Annotated in this window: 15 protein-coding genes; all 15 read left to right on the top strand. The window is 47.9% G+C overall.

Annotated features, from left to right (window positions below):
* Positions 1 to 7: 7 nt before the first annotated feature.
* The 15 genes from ACDJ59_RS19730 (at position 8) to ACDJ59_RS19660 (ending at position 13,646) form a co-directional block, all read left to right on the top strand.
* Entirely contained in the window at positions 8 to 640 is a 633-nt protein-coding gene (locus ACDJ59_RS19730; protein WP_413409860.1) for a LysM peptidoglycan-binding domain-containing protein, read from the top strand.
* On the top strand, positions 637 to 1,623 hold the full coding sequence (locus ACDJ59_RS19725) for a phage portal protein (RefSeq protein WP_413405106.1): 987 nt from the start codon (positions 637 to 639) through the stop codon (positions 1,621 to 1,623). Before ACDJ59_RS19730 ends, ACDJ59_RS19725 begins: the two co-directional genes overlap by 4 nt.
* The gene (locus ACDJ59_RS19720) at positions 1,616 to 2,026 is read left to right on the top strand and encodes a hypothetical protein (RefSeq protein ID WP_036668841.1); all 411 of its coding nucleotides are present in this window, start codon (positions 1,616 to 1,618) and stop codon (positions 2,024 to 2,026) included. The genes ACDJ59_RS19725 and ACDJ59_RS19720 overlap by 8 nt, the downstream gene beginning before the upstream one ends.
* The gene (locus ACDJ59_RS19715; RefSeq protein WP_340983218.1) at positions 2,019 to 2,474 is read left to right on the top strand and encodes a DUF2634 domain-containing protein; all 456 of its coding nucleotides are present in this window, start codon (positions 2,019 to 2,021) and stop codon (positions 2,472 to 2,474) included. Before ACDJ59_RS19720 ends, ACDJ59_RS19715 begins: the two co-directional genes overlap by 8 nt.
* A 4-nt stretch (positions 2,475 to 2,478) precedes the next feature.
* Positions 2,479 to 3,618 carry a baseplate J/gp47 family protein gene (locus tag ACDJ59_RS19710; protein WP_413405104.1) on the top strand — a complete coding sequence of 380 codons (1,140 nt, stop codon included), beginning with the start codon at positions 2,479 to 2,481 and terminating at the stop codon, positions 3,616 to 3,618.
* A gap of 137 nt (positions 3,619 to 3,755) precedes the next feature.
* Complete coding sequence (locus ACDJ59_RS19705; protein WP_413405102.1) at positions 3,756 to 4,346, top strand: YmfQ family protein; 591 nt, start codon at positions 3,756 to 3,758, stop codon at positions 4,344 to 4,346.
* Complete coding sequence (locus ACDJ59_RS19700) at positions 4,346 to 5,758, top strand: pyocin knob domain-containing protein (protein ID WP_413405100.1); 1,413 nt, start codon at positions 4,346 to 4,348, stop codon at positions 5,756 to 5,758. Before ACDJ59_RS19705 ends, ACDJ59_RS19700 begins: the two co-directional genes overlap by 1 nt.
* Positions 5,759 to 6,606: 848 nt before the next feature.
* The gene (locus tag ACDJ59_RS19695) at positions 6,607 to 7,038 is read left to right on the top strand and encodes a DUF6838 family protein (RefSeq protein ID WP_413405098.1); all 432 of its coding nucleotides are present in this window, start codon (positions 6,607 to 6,609) and stop codon (positions 7,036 to 7,038) included.
* Positions 7,039 to 7,160: 122 nt separating this feature from the next.
* Positions 7,161 to 7,370 (top strand): hypothetical protein, encoded by a 210-nt coding sequence (locus ACDJ59_RS19690; RefSeq protein WP_413405096.1) that lies wholly within the window; start codon positions 7,161 to 7,163, stop codon positions 7,368 to 7,370.
* Positions 7,370 to 8,686 carry a phage tail sheath family protein gene (locus ACDJ59_RS19685; RefSeq protein WP_413405094.1) on the top strand — a complete coding sequence of 439 codons (1,317 nt, stop codon included), beginning with the start codon at positions 7,370 to 7,372 and terminating at the stop codon, positions 8,684 to 8,686. Before ACDJ59_RS19690 ends, ACDJ59_RS19685 begins: the two co-directional genes overlap by 1 nt.
* Position 8,687: 1 nt before the next feature.
* Positions 8,688 to 9,146 (top strand): phage tail tube protein, encoded by a 459-nt coding sequence (locus tag ACDJ59_RS19680; RefSeq protein WP_017690162.1) that lies wholly within the window; start codon positions 8,688 to 8,690, stop codon positions 9,144 to 9,146.
* Positions 9,147 to 9,316: 170 nt separating this feature from the next.
* Positions 9,317 to 9,739, top strand: a complete 423-nt coding sequence (locus ACDJ59_RS19675; RefSeq protein WP_036668857.1) for a phage tail assembly chaperone — start codon at positions 9,317 to 9,319, stop codon at positions 9,737 to 9,739.
* Between the two features lie 201 nt (positions 9,740 to 9,940).
* Positions 9,941 to 11,926 carry a hypothetical protein gene (locus ACDJ59_RS19670; protein WP_413405092.1) on the top strand — a complete coding sequence of 662 codons (1,986 nt, stop codon included), beginning with the start codon at positions 9,941 to 9,943 and terminating at the stop codon, positions 11,924 to 11,926.
* Positions 11,927 to 12,622: a LysM peptidoglycan-binding domain-containing protein gene (locus tag ACDJ59_RS19665; protein ID WP_413405089.1), complete on the top strand. Its 696-nt coding sequence runs from the start codon at positions 11,927 to 11,929 to the stop codon at positions 12,620 to 12,622. It begins immediately after the preceding gene.
* Between the two features lie 13 nt (positions 12,623 to 12,635).
* Positions 12,636 to 13,646, top strand: a complete 1,011-nt coding sequence (locus tag ACDJ59_RS19660) for a hypothetical protein (protein ID WP_413405087.1) — start codon at positions 12,636 to 12,638, stop codon at positions 13,644 to 13,646.
* The last annotated feature ends 4 nt before the right edge of the window (positions 13,647 to 13,650 follow it).

The following is a 13,650-nucleotide window of genomic DNA, read 5'->3' as shown; positions in this document are numbered from 1 at the left end:
TAACAAAATGTCATTTACGTTGAAGGATGGCAATACTCCATTTCAATTTCCGGTAAACCCTGAAGAAGTTAATATTTCCAGATCTAAGGGATATGAAACGGTCAATATGTTGGAGCATGGCGAGTTTGATTTTGCACAAGGGGAGAAGGTGAAGGAGATCACCTTCTCTTCTTTTTTTCCGAAACGATATGATCCGTCCTATTGCATGGATGAAAAATATTTTCTGGATCCACGCGTGGCGATGAATGTGTTGAACACTTTTCTCATCTCCAAAAAGCCACTGCGTTTCATCATCTCCGAAACCGGAGTGAACGTTCCTGTATTTCTTGTTTCGCTTAATTCGAGCTTTCGCGGCGGGGAGACGGGAGATATTTATTTCGACCTGACCCTGCGAACCTGGCGGGATTCCAAAGTGGAGAAGGTGGGTTCAGGGGCAGCCGCGAGCAAGTCCGGTTCACGTACCGATCTGAAAAAAAGTAGCAAGACGTACACCGTCAAAGCCGGGGATTCTTTGTCCAAAATAGCTAAGCTTGAACTCGGAAATAGTTCCAAATGGAACGAGATTTACAAGCTCAATACGAAAATCATTGGCAGTGATCCAAACCGGATCAAGCCGGGGCAAAAGCTGGTGATGCCATGACCTACAAGGTCATTGTCGATGATAAATATGATATTACCAAGTTGGTTGAGACGATTACGCTGAAGGATTCGCTCGACCAGATCGCCTATCAGGCGAACATCCGGCTGGCGGTGTCTGCATCTTCCGGTCTGCCTTCAATCTCACCGGGTATGGCGGTGCGGATTAGCGGGATTCCTTTTGGCGAAAAATCCATGGTTCATCTGTTGCATCCTGCGGTCATCTGGGAGGTGGAAAGTTCGAACAGCGGCACCAAGCGGCTGTCTCTCACGGTGTACGACCGGATGATTTATCTGGAAAAGTCGGAGGATGAGTTCCTGCTGCCCAAAGATCAGACGGCTACGCAACGACTCAAAACCTACGCCAAAGAGTGGAAGATTCCATACGCTACATTGCCGGAAACCAAGACAAAGCTGGGCAAAGCCGTGTATCGGTCACAGACGATCTTTTCGATGATGTTTGCTGATCTGAAAGAAACGGCAAAGTCCGGCGGGGACATGTACCATCCACGGATGACGCCCGGTGGGTTGCAGCTCTTCAAGGTCGGAAGTAATGCGAAGGTGTATGAGCTGGATCGACTGATTGATCTGACCCAGATGCGTACGCTCGAAGGGGCGGTTACCAAAGTTAAAGTCATGGCGGCGTCGGAGTCACCGAGTGGCAAAGAAGTTCCTTCCAAAGTGCTTGCGATTGAGCAGGATCGTGTGGAAGAACTGGGCACATTACAAAAGCTGGTAGAGGACGATCAGGTGAAATCGACAACCGCCGCGAAAAAACTGGCGAAAAGTCATCTGACGGGCATTCAGGAGACCTTTACGATATCCGCACCGGATGTAAATACGATCCGCGCTGGGGACGCAGTGTTGTTAGAAGGACTGAAGCTAATCGTCATGTCGGTTAGCCGTGATCTGTCTGCCGGACCTGGAATGATGACGTTGGAACTGGGGACAGCCGAGCTGGTGAAAAGGAGGTATTACCTTGAATAAAGATGATCCGTATGGGCATTTTGCCGACGTCATGCGGGGTGCGATGAGTACACATTCTCGTCAGGCCGTGAGCGGGCTGGGCGCGGTACTGGGTACGATGACCTCATCCGGCGTGAAGCTGGATGATTTCAAGCACGAAGTGCAGGATTATCTCGTGGCTGAGTTGCCGGGCACGCTTGGACTGCCGGAGCGCGAGGCTGCTGGCGCGATTTCCGGTATACCTGACGTGGCAAACGGCGGAACGACGGGCACGGGACGGTTTCTTTTGCAAGAAGAGGAAGTGGAAGAAACGGTGTTGTCTCTTGGCAAAGGTCTGAAAGCGGGAGATCGTGTGCTGGCGATGCGCGTGAATGGCGGTAACGACATTGTGGTGCTGTGTAAGGTGGTGAGTGCACATGCCTAGTTTGTTCCCGGAAACGGGCGTGGTCTGGGGAGATGAGGACGATCTGTCGGGGGCGGCTTCGGAAGAGGTACGCTTTGGACGGAGCTGGCGATTTGATTACGATGCAGGGGATTTTGTATTGACCCCGAGTGGCAAAGTAGCTGCGGCGGGTGCACACGAAGCCTGGGTGCAGTGGTGCATTAAGGCCGTGAAAACGCCACGTTACAGACATGTGATCTATTCTAGAAACTATGGTTCGGAGCTGGAGGATCTGGTGGGGCAGGGTGACAGCCGGGGAGTGATGGAAAGTGAGATTAGCCGGATGGTGACGGAGACGTTGCTGGCTGATCCACGCACGGATTCAGTAGACCAGTTTACGTTTGATTGGAATCGGGAGCAGTGCATGTTCTCGTGTCGGGTGGCGAGTGTGCAGGAAGAGATGTTTATTCTGGAAAGTGAGGTGATCTGACGGGATGGCTGAGATTCCGCGTTATTTGGAGGACCAGACGGAGGAAGAGATTATGCAGCGCATGCTGGATCGTCTGCCCGCGGATCTGGATAAGTCGGAGGGTTCGTTCTTGTGGGATGCGGAGGCTCCGGTTGCGTTTATGCTCTCGGAGGCAGCATTGTGGGCGCAGGAATTATTGCGGCGGGGGTTTGCAAGTACGGCTGCGAGCAGTGATCCGAATTTTCGTTCGGAAGAGCTGGATCTGCGGGCGGGAGAGCACGGCATTACTCGGCGGGCTGGGGTGGCGGCACAAGGTGCGGTGAGGTTTACGGGTACGCCGGGGAAAGTGGTACCTGCGGGAACTGTCGTGGCTACGCTCGCGGATGAAGTGTCTGCTGAAGCTTCGCTCGAATATGAGACAGTGGGACGTTTGGAACTGGATGCAGAGGGCTCCGGGGTGGTAAGTGTACGAGCGCTTGTTGCCGGAAAAGAGAGCAATGTGCCTGTGGGCACGATAACTGTGCTGTCTACACCTGTAAGTGGCGTGACTTCTGTTACCAATGTTGAGGTGATTAAAGGCGGTGCGGATATTGAGGCAGACACGGCGTTGTTGGAACGTTTTTATGCCAAAGTCCGCAATCAGGGGACCAGTGGCAACAAGTCGCAATATGTGCAATGGGCCAGTGAAGTACCAGGTGTAGGTGCAACGCGTGTCATTCCTTTATGGCAGGGGCCAGGCACGGTGGGACTGTATCTGCTGGACACGGAAAAGCGCGCTGCGGGTACCGATTTGGTAGCGGCCGTGCAGAAGTACGTAGATCCTACGCAGGATGGACAGGGTGAAGGTGTTGCGCCGGCAGGGCCGGTGGTAGCAGTGATGCCAGCCGAGGAAGTGCCGATGAACATTCAGGTGAAGCTGACGCTGGCAAGTGATGCGACACTGGCTGATGTGCGGGCATTGATCGAACGCGGGGTGACCGCGTATTTGAAGCAGTTGGCTTTTGCAGATCCACTCGTTCGTTATACCCGCATTGCCGCGATTCTGCTGGACATTCCACCGATTATCGACTATTCGGAGCTTACCGTGAACGGTGTGAGCGACCGGAATATTGAGATGACCGCGAGTCAGGTCGCCGTGCTGGGGACGGTGGATGTGTATGAGTAGTGTTGGGCAAATGGTGGATGAGGAAGCAGTTTTGGAGTGCGGAGACCAAGAAAGATTGGGAGAAATGCGCCGATCCGGGTTGGATCTGGTAAGCGAGACGCTCCATGTTGATGTGCAAGGAAGGGAGGGGACAGGGCATGAGTGCTCCTTCTATTGTAGATGTTGGACTGACGAGTGAGAAAGGGCGGGAGTTGTTCTCGTATTTGCCAAGGTATTATGAGACTTCACGCGTGATGCAGGCAGATATGCAGGCCAAAGGCAACGAGATGGATCTACTGTACCAGGCGCTGGATGAGACGTTGGAGCAGTTTTTTGTCCGTACAGCGACATGGGGGCTGGACTTCTGGGAGCAGGAGCTTGGCATTGAGACGGATCGTCTCAAACCTGTGGAACAGAGGCGTGCGGTGGTGGAATCGAAGCTGCGTGGTGCCGGGAAGTTCTCTGGCAGGCTGGTTGCAAATGTGGCTGAGGCGTATGCCGGGGGCAAGGTGGATGTGACTTTTCAACCGGAAGCGTGGAGTTTTACGGTGAGCTTTGTGGATACGATGGGCATCCCGCCCAATATCGATGACCTGAAACGGGCAATCGAAGAATTGAAACCGGCCCATATGTCCGTGGAATATGAGTATCGCTATCTGATCTGGGACGATCTGGACAAAAGACAAAAAACGTGGGATGAACTGGATGCCGCGTCCTTGACGTGGAATGAACTGGAGGTGTGGGCGTAATGCCACAAGAAACGGATCGATTGAAGTTACCTCTACCTTTGGGGAACGAGAATGTGACCCGGGAGAGTATTAATGGAATTTTTGAAAAGATTGATGCTGGTGTTGCGACGCAGGCGGATTTGGATATGCTTCGTGAAGCTGTGAGTCAGATGGATATTCCCGATGCGTCTTTGACGCAGAAAGGGAAGGTGCAGTTGTCCAGTAAGACGGACGGTACGTCCGAGACGGTGGCGGCGACGGAGAAGGCAGTAAGGGATGCTTTGACAGCAGCTAAAGCAGCAAGCTTGTCGCGTACAGGCGGAGCTATGACAGGACGATTGATTATGAATCAGTGGGGAACGATTTCTGGCTCTTCAAATGGTTCGGTCTTATATGGGAGTAATTGTTTTCTTGATGGTTCAAATTTTAAATATGAGAATGATCACACTAATTTGGGTGCACGAGGAATTTATATGCGTTACACAGGTGGTGCTGGACCGGAAGTTTACATGTTTGATACAGGAGCTGTAGCCACTACGGCTGGAGCAACTTTTACTCCGGTTTTATACAATATTGTTAATAATGGAGATTCGTGGCAAAAACACAAACTAACAAATGATAATGGGGTAACATTAAATATCTCAAATCAGAATATTAACAACCTTATAGTTACAGGGTTTTATGCAGGTGAGAATATTACTAATGCACCCACAACTGCAGTAGGTGCATGGTGGTATATTCAAGTAATATCGATGAGTGGAAGCCATATCAAACAAATAGCCATGGATCTTTTCGGTAACACGTATCAGCAACGTACAAATAATGGTACAGCATGGACAGCGTGGAGTCCTGACGTTTTTCAATCTGGCGTTAATGCAAAGCAGAGTGTCGTGGATGCCATTAACGCTAGGGGTGGAAGTGCATCCACATCTGATACATGGGCGCAGTTGGCCGCTAAGATACAAGCATTTAGCACTCCAACTTCTTTATCTTTGCAAGAATCAAGAGGCAGTATTACTTTAAATGTGGGTCAGGTTATTGATTATCCTTTAGCAACCATTAGGGCTGGAACAAAATATGCAATGTTTGCAACAAACGCAACCACTGTGTCATTTTCTTACGCAACAACTTTATATGCGTATCAAAACTGGAGAACAGCTTTAATTATTAAGGATAAAGCCGGGGTTGTTGTCGAGATTACTTCTGCAACGAATAATTTTACAACATACATTAAGTCTGTTTATATAGACTTTACCAACAGGTCAATCACATACATTGCAGATTCAACCTCTGCTACAAACACATTAATTTCCATCCCGTCTAACTTCGATATAGGCGGGACGGTCGTATTTGCTATTAGATGCTCAAGACTTTACAGCGGAGAAGACGTAAGACCAGCTTATAACGTTGGTGGTAGGTTGTTGCTTGCATAATGATTAGACTGATAAATAGAAAAAGGAGTAAGGAGATGTGGTGGGTGAATTGATGAAAATGAGATTAGGGGCTCTGGCTGCACTGGCGTAACCAAGGATTTTTAACTGGAAGCGGCACGTCTTTGTTTAACTTACTGTTCGTTGCCCTTTTGCTGCTGATTGGATACCTATGTCTATCAAAACCTTCTGAGGACGTCATACACAGTTACAAACGGAATTATACATTAATGCAGTAACTAGGATTGTTTCTAACGAGGTGTCCGAGTAAGACGTGCAATCCTTCAAACTGTTGAAGAGTAACGGTTGATTTTATGGAAGACAGTCTGAATTAGGTTTACGATGCTTCCTGCACTGGAGTTTAAACTGCTAAAAGTGGTAGGTTCTGCTCCTGACAAGTTTAACAAAGCGTCCCCTACAGCCATTAAAGATGATGGAAAAGTGCTTACAGTTTGTGATCATTAAATGGACCATACGTTATTTGGGGAACCACAACATAACTTCATCGTTAATCATGTCTATTTCCAAACGTTGACGGTGTAAGGGATTAAGACATATTTCATTGGAGAGGTTAATTTAAAAAGATAATAGGTGTTAATGAACGCTAGGTAAAGTGTGAAGGCGATACCAACTTCCTAAACCGACTTGCGATGTCGAAGCAAATGTTAGTAGATGCTGATCACAAGACGTCAAGTAACATTCACTGGCTGAGAGTCATGAGAAAGTGCGGAAGCTTTGGAAGCTGCATGAACTTATCAAATTATTTTGTAGCAAGCGTTCCCAATATGGAGCGCTGTTTTTCTGCCCTCTTGAATAGCTAGTATTTATTAAAAAGTAGAAGGAGGTGAACCATGACCACAAACCAACTAACCACTGCCATCGCAAACACGCTCACACAACATTTCCCTAACATTCCGATCCACCCAGCATCAGTAGGTGGTAACTCGACTCCTGCCGAAAAAGGCATCTCCTACCGCTTGCTGTCCGCTCAACTCACCCGGGAACGCAGCGATCGCTTCGTGCAATCTCACGCCTTTGAAATCCGGTGGCTCGATCCAAAGAATATCCCAGCCACCCTACCGGACGAGTTGTTCGAAGCTTTGGAAACCATCGACGTGGAAGGCACACCCTATCGTGCAACGGAGATGCGTTGGGAGACGGAGAACGATACTCCGCGAATGCTGGTGTACTATACCATGCGAACCACCAAAGTGTCGGAGTCCGCCGCTACCATGCAACAACTGGAACATCGACCTACCGCACTTAAAGCTACAAGAGAATAACGATATGAGTTCAATGTAACGATGGTTATCCTGTCCTTGGAGGAGTCAATATAGCTATTCTTTGTTGAACTTAACTAACTGAATGAGGGGATTGTATGAATGGAATAGGAGGCGCATTGGCGATGTTTACGAAAAAAGAACCGGACCCTAAAAAAACGGAAACTCAACAGAAAAACAACCAGAAATACAGCAAAGCACAGTTCGCCGAATCCCGGCAACTTAGCCGGATCGAGAAAGATATTTTGGCAGCAGTTTTGCTGGAACAACAAACATATACCTTGCAAGAAGCACAGCAACATATCCAACAATTTATGAATGGGGAGGCACAATAATGGCTGGAGGAACATGGACGACACAAAACAAGGTACGCCCCGGCGTATATATGAATTTTGCATCAGAGGGCTCATTGCCGGGTACGGTAGGGGAGCGGGGAACGGTGGCATTGGCCCTTCCATTGTCATGGGGACAAGCTGGCACAATCCTGACGGTACAAGCAGGTGAAGATGTACAAGCAAAGTTGGGCTATGACTGGACAGCACCGCAATTACTGCTGATTCGCGAGGCATTGAAACGGGCGCAGACCTTGCTTCTTTACCGACCCAATGCAGGTACCAAAGCCAAGGCAACCTTGGACAAACTGACAGTAACAGCCCAACACGGCGGCGTACGCGGTAACGATCTGGCTGTTGTAATCTCCGCGAATATCAACGAACCGGAACAATTGGATGTCTCCACTTTGCTTGCGGGTAAAGAAGTGCACAAACAAACTTCATCCACCATCGAAGCTCTGGAATCCAACGCATACGTCACATTTACTGGTGAAGGTGCACTCACAGCTACAGCTTCACTTCCACTAACAAATGGAGAGGATGGTACATCTACGAACCAGGAGCATGCCGATTTCCTGAGCAAACTGGAGGTACTTGATTTCAACACCGTTGGACTGATTTCAGATGATGCCACACTCAAGTCAGTCTACACAGCCTACATCAAGCGTTTGCGTGATACCGAGGGCAAGAAGGTGCAACTGGTTCTGTCGGATTATCCGGCTGCAGACCATGAAGGCATTATCAGTGTCAAAAATGGTGTTGTGCTCGCAGACGGTACCGTCCTTACGCCGAAACAAACCGTAGCATGGACTGCCGGTGCAACAGCGGGTGCTAACCTGAATGAATCCCTGACGTTCCGTGCGTATGACGATGCCGTGGATGTGAATGGCAGATTGACACATAGCGAGACAGAAGCAGCATTGCGTAATGGCGAGTTTGTCTTTACGGCGAGTAGCAACCGCGCGGTGGTGGAGCAGGATGTAAATACGTTCCGTTCGGTGACACCGGATAAAGCACGTCATTTTGCCAAAAACCGTGTTGTCCGTGTTCTCGATGGTATCGCTAACGATATGAAACGGATTTTCGAGTCCTATTATATCGGCAAAGTGAACAATAACGAAGATGGGCGTAGCCTGTTCCGATCCCAATGTGTCACTTATCTGAAGCAGCTTCAGGATATTGGGGCGATTCAAAATTTCGATTCCAAAACAGATATCACTGTTGCTCAGGGCAATGAAACTGACAGTATTCTGATCGAGATTCAGGTCCAACCTGTGGATTCCGTTGAAAAAGTATATATGAAAGTGAAGGTGGTTTAAGATGGCATTTTTGAAAGCAAGTGACACAATCTCCGGCCAGGAAGGCCGCGCATACGCAACGATTAACGGACAGACGGAAGAAATGTTCTATGTGAAGACGTTGGAAGCAACGGTGGAGAAACAAAAAGCAGAGGTCAAAACCTTGGGTCGCCGCGGCGTACAGCACAAAGCAACTGGTTGGTCCGGTTCAGGTTCCATGACAATCTTTTATACCACTTCCCGTTTCCGCGAGCTGATGCTCCAGTACATGCAAAATGGTGTGGACACGTACTTCGACATTGAAGTGACCAACGAAGATCCTTCTTCTACCATTGGCAAACAGACCGTGACCCTCAAAGGCGTCAACCTCGACAGTGTGATCATGGCATCCCTGGATACCGAGGCCGAGGCGTTGGAGGAAGAAGTGAGCTTTACCTTTGAAGATGTCGATATGCCTGTATCGTTCAATCTGCCGAAGTAATGTAGCGTGAAAGCATAATGATTTGAGATTTATAAAGAGTATTAATTAGCAGCGGGTTTGTAAAAGAAACCTGTTCAACATGCCTGTGTTACGGGCTATTTGGCGTGTCAAAATACTGTTCTTCGCCGCTTCGTGCGGCGGGGGACCTAACTTTAGAGGAGGAACAATACATGAGTGGATTGAGTATGTTTTTTGCCCAAAATGCAGCAACAGATACAACGGAGGAGTTTACCGTATCCCCCCGATTTAAAGATGAGAAAGGCGAGCCGGTTGCCTGGAAACTGCGCAGCATGACCGAGGACGAAAACCAGGAATGCCGCAAAGCGGCTACCCGCAAAATTAAGGGCAAGAACGGTGTTTACACACCCGACATCGATGCGAATGATTACATGGCTCGCCTGATGAGCGCAAGTGTCGTTTATCCCGATTTGAAAAACGCAGAACTCCAGCGTTCATATGGCGTGATGGGGGCGGAATCGCTTTTGCGGAAAATGCTGTTGCCTGGGGAATTTGCTTCGCTCGGTGAACAGGTCCAGAAGCTGAACGGCTTCAATCAGGATATGAACGAACTGGTGGATGACGTAAAAAACTAATTAAAGAGGGCGATTCCGAAGCCAATCTGGCTTATTACGCTCTCCATGAATTAAACATTTTGCCGCATCAGCTAATGGCCTTCTCCATGCGAGAACGAGCCGCTATCTATGCTATGATTTCCATCCGGGTGGAGGAAGAGAAGAAAGAGCGGTCCAAGAGCCGCGCCCGGAAAAAATAAAAAGGAAAGGAGGGAGAAATGAATGTATGCCATGTTTGCAAGACTGTATATCATGTCAAATAATATGGTTCAGCAATTTCAAAACCTGCCTACAGTAATTAATTCGGTATTCAACCCTGGAAATCTGAGTCGAATTCAGTTGGCAGGCAACTTACTCCAAGGTGTGTCAGAAGAACAGGCTAAGGTAAATGCTGCCTTTACAGAAGGTGCCCAGCGAGTGCGAGCCTGGATCAGCGTGATCAAGTCAGCAGGACAAGCTGTACTCGTACCAGCGGCGCAGGAAGAGGATTTGAAGCAGCGATATATGGCTGCTACTGGTGATGATGCTCAGGGGGAGACGATCTTTAATCGCTACCGTGCGGAAGCTTTCAAGAGCGGACAGAATGTTACGGATGCTTTGAAAGGTACACTATCTCTCATTCCGTATGCACAGAATACGGACCAAGTTGATCAACTGAGGGATATGGCTAAGCGGTTGAGTATGTTATCTCCAGATGGCAAAAACATGTCAGATGCATCCAGTGCCTTGGTCGCTGCGATGAACGGAGACAATGGTGAGCTTGCCAAGTCGTTTAACATTCCTGCTGAAGCTCTAAGCGGAGCAGGTCTGCAACAGACCATCGATTCATCCAACCTGGATGGATTTATCACAAAGCTTGATGTTATTTTGCAAAAACAAGGCTATACCCAACAGGCTTTTGACACCATGCTTGATTCACCGTTGCAGAAGTGGAATGCATTGGTGAATCAGTTTAATGGGGTTCTCGGTCAGATTGGACAGGCAGCCCTCGTTGCCTTAACACCTTTACTAGATCGATTAAATGAAGCCTTTGCAAATGGGGAGTTCACGGTCATTATTGAGTGGATTAGCAATGCATTTACGGTTGCGGCAAACGCGTTGACGATGCTGGTAAATGGCATTCTGTATATAGCAAGTGTGATCCAACAAAACTGGGATATTATTCAGCCGATCCTTATGGCGCTTGCGCTTGTGGCTCTGGCTTTGGTCATTATCCAAGTTTACAGTTTGGTTGCAGCCTGGTTATTACTGAATTGGCCTATTCTGCTCGCCATTGCTGCAATCGCAGCAGTTATTGGAATTTTGAACATGATGGGAATGTCAGGTACAGAGATTTTGGGAGTCATCATAGGTTCATTTATGATGCTTGGAGAAATCGTACGAGTAGTAGTGGCTACGGTATGGAATCTGTTTGCTTCGCTGGGGGAGGCGATTTTTAACTTTTTCAGAGATCCGGTATATGCGATACAGAATTTATTTAAAAATATGGGTATTTTCATACTTGATATCTTCTATAACGTGGTAACCATAATTGAAGATGCGATGGAACGAATTAATGGCGGACTTAACAGTCTGATCAAACTTGTTAACAAAACCTTTGGTTTCAATATTGGTTTGTTTCAAGATTCTGATATTAGTTTGGGTGGCAAGGAAATAAAGGAATGGAAGAAAGGCCTGGAATCCTGGGAGCCTACGAGTGACAAAGATGTGAAGTCATTTTTCAAAATGAACGGAGAGTACAATCCTAAAGCTTTTGAAGATGGTCAGAAGGTTGCGGAGGATTTACTTTCTGATTTCTCTTCAACCTCGAATGCGGATTCCAAGGAAAAAGGTCTACCAGGTAACTTTGGCAAAGACTTCACACCCGAAATACCGAAAACCCCTTCAATGCCATCGATACCAACAGCACCTGCTCCCACCGTTGTTCCCAACAGCAACATGAGTAACATCAACAAAATCAACAATATCGGACAGGTGGACAAGATCGGTGACGTGGACGGTACAGTGGATGTAACCAGCGAGGACTTGAAACTGATGCGTGAGCTTGCCGAGATGCAGGCGATCCAACGATTTGTCAGTCTGACGCCAACCGTTCAGGTCACCACAGGGGATATCAACAGCGGACATGATGTGGACAGCATTATCAGCAAAATCACCGATGGACTGAACAGTCAGATCGTCTCCAGTGCCCAGGGGGTGTATGGATAAATGGAATATTATATTCAACTAAGCTTCAATAATCGCTCCGAATATATGTTTTTCCCGGTGACACCAGAGAGCATTGAGTTTTCGGATTCGGGAGACGGCGGTACGTTTAACGTTAGCGCTTTGGGTGAAATTAACGTGATCAAGTCGCCGAAGCTGCGTGAAGTCAGTTTCAGCGGGATTTTTCCAGCAGACTACAGCCCGTATCATCTGAACTACGATGCAAGACATCCGGCAATTCAGAAGCAGTTTTACCGTGATCCCTATGAATATGTGAAAAAGGTCATCCGCTGGATGCAGACGGGCAGACCCGTCAGACTGTTCTTTTCCAGTGCAAGGTACACCATTAATATGGCGGTTTCCATCGAGAGCTTCGACTGGAAGGAGACAGCGGGTACGGTGGGGGATATCCAGTATGATATCAAGCTGAAGCAATTCATTTTTTATGCCGCCAAAAAAGTAGTGCCACTCAAGGACAGCAAGGATACGGCTGCTTCGAAAACAAAAACCAAAGCCTCCCGGCCCAATGAAAAAATCCAGCCCAAGACCGTCACACTCAAAGCCGGAGACTCCTTGTGGTCTGTAGCCAAAGCCCATTTGGGAGATGGATCTCGCTGGAAAGAGCTGCAAAAGCTGAATAGCATCAAAGATGCACAACTGAAGAAGCTGCCGATTGGACTTGTGATCAAGCTTCCGTGAAAGGAGAGGGAATATGCAAGAGCAGATCAGGCTGGATGATAAGCTGGCAAACATGAAGGAACGGTTATTGCTGGATGACAAGCAGGGCAACATCTGGGACATTAGCGAAATTGCCGGTGACATTACGTACAAAACCTCCCGCATCGGCAAGCCTTCCTCTCTGGAATTCACGTTGATCAAGGGCAGTCTGTACCAAAATAAGAAATTTACCTATGAGAATGGATATGTCGTGAAATATATCAGCAACGAGGTAGGCATATTTTACGGATATATCTTCTCGGTGGATAGTGGCAAGGACGAAAGTGTCAAAATCAAGGCATACGACCAGACTCGTTATCTAACCGCGAATCAGACGTACAAGTTCGTTAATGCCACTGCTGCGGATGTAATTAAACGAATTGCAAAGGATTTCCTGTTGAAAACGGATGATCTGATTCAGCCGAAATATGTGATTCCACGCATGTTATTTGATAACAAAAAGCTGATTGACATGATCTGTGAGGCGCTCGACCGAACGTTGATTTATGGCGGTAAAAACTACATCTTCTACGATGATTTCGGCAAGCTTGTGCTTCGGGATGTGGAAGAGATGCCTTACGGCTTTGTTATTGGGGATAACAGTCTGCTCACGGATTACAGCTATACGCGGTCAATTGACGACCAGACTTATAACAAGATCAAGCTGTACCGGGATAACAAGAATACGGGAAAAAGAGAAACGTTTGTTCATCAGGACTCAGGCAGCATCCGTCAATGGGGGCTGCTTTTTTTGTACCAAAAAGCGGATGATGGCCTGAACGAAGGTCAGATTGATGCCATGCTGAAGACCCTGATGACTCTCCGTAATCGCGAGACGCAGACGTTGAAAGTAGATGCGCTTGGTGATTTCAAGGTGAGGGCAGGCAGTTTTGTCAACATCCAGATCGATGAACTCAAGATTAATCAATATTTTCTGGTAGACGAATGTACGCATAAGGTACAGGGCGGTGTGCACACGATGTCACTGGATTTGAAGGTGGTGTAACGAT

It is taken from the genome of Paenibacillus amylolyticus (assembly GCF_047302515.1).
Lineage (GTDB): Bacteria > Bacillota > Bacilli > Paenibacillales > Paenibacillaceae > Paenibacillus > Paenibacillus amylolyticus_G.
This window is presented reverse-complemented; position numbering and strand designations above follow the sequence as displayed.

What these genes read in the sequence shown, in the direction of transcription:
- ACDJ59_RS19710 (WP_413405104.1), top strand. Translation starts at nt 2,479, where the DNA reads ATGGCTGAGATTCCGCGTTATTTGGAGGACCAGACGGAGGAAGAGATT.
- ACDJ59_RS19660 (WP_413405087.1), top strand. Translation starts at nt 12,636, where the DNA reads ATGCAAGAGCAGATCAGGCTGGATGATAAGCTGGCAAACATGAAGGAA.
- ACDJ59_RS19675 (WP_036668857.1), top strand. Translation starts at nt 9,317, where the DNA reads ATGAGTGGATTGAGTATGTTTTTTGCCCAAAATGCAGCAACAGATACA.
- ACDJ59_RS19705 (WP_413405102.1), top strand. Translation starts at nt 3,756, where the DNA reads ATGAGTGCTCCTTCTATTGTAGATGTTGGACTGACGAGTGAGAAAGGG.
- ACDJ59_RS19725 (WP_413405106.1), top strand. Translation starts at nt 637, where the DNA reads ATGACCTACAAGGTCATTGTCGATGATAAATATGATATTACCAAGTTG.
- ACDJ59_RS19690 (WP_413405096.1), top strand. Translation starts at nt 7,161, where the DNA reads ATGTTTACGAAAAAAGAACCGGACCCTAAAAAAACGGAAACTCAACAG.
- ACDJ59_RS19730 (WP_413409860.1), top strand. Translation starts at nt 8, where the DNA reads ATGTCATTTACGTTGAAGGATGGCAATACTCCATTTCAATTTCCGGTA.
- ACDJ59_RS19695 (WP_413405098.1), top strand. Translation starts at nt 6,607, where the DNA reads ATGACCACAAACCAACTAACCACTGCCATCGCAAACACGCTCACACAA.
- ACDJ59_RS19680 (WP_017690162.1), top strand. Translation starts at nt 8,688, where the DNA reads ATGGCATTTTTGAAAGCAAGTGACACAATCTCCGGCCAGGAAGGCCGC.
- ACDJ59_RS19670 (WP_413405092.1), top strand. Translation starts at nt 9,941, where the DNA reads ATGTATGCCATGTTTGCAAGACTGTATATCATGTCAAATAATATGGTT.
- ACDJ59_RS19665 (WP_413405089.1), top strand. Translation starts at nt 11,927, where the DNA reads ATGGAATATTATATTCAACTAAGCTTCAATAATCGCTCCGAATATATG.
- ACDJ59_RS19715 (WP_340983218.1), top strand. Translation starts at nt 2,019, where the DNA reads ATGCCTAGTTTGTTCCCGGAAACGGGCGTGGTCTGGGGAGATGAGGAC.
- ACDJ59_RS19685 (WP_413405094.1), top strand. Translation starts at nt 7,370, where the DNA reads ATGGCTGGAGGAACATGGACGACACAAAACAAGGTACGCCCCGGCGTA.
- ACDJ59_RS19700 (WP_413405100.1), top strand. Translation starts at nt 4,346, where the DNA reads ATGCCACAAGAAACGGATCGATTGAAGTTACCTCTACCTTTGGGGAAC.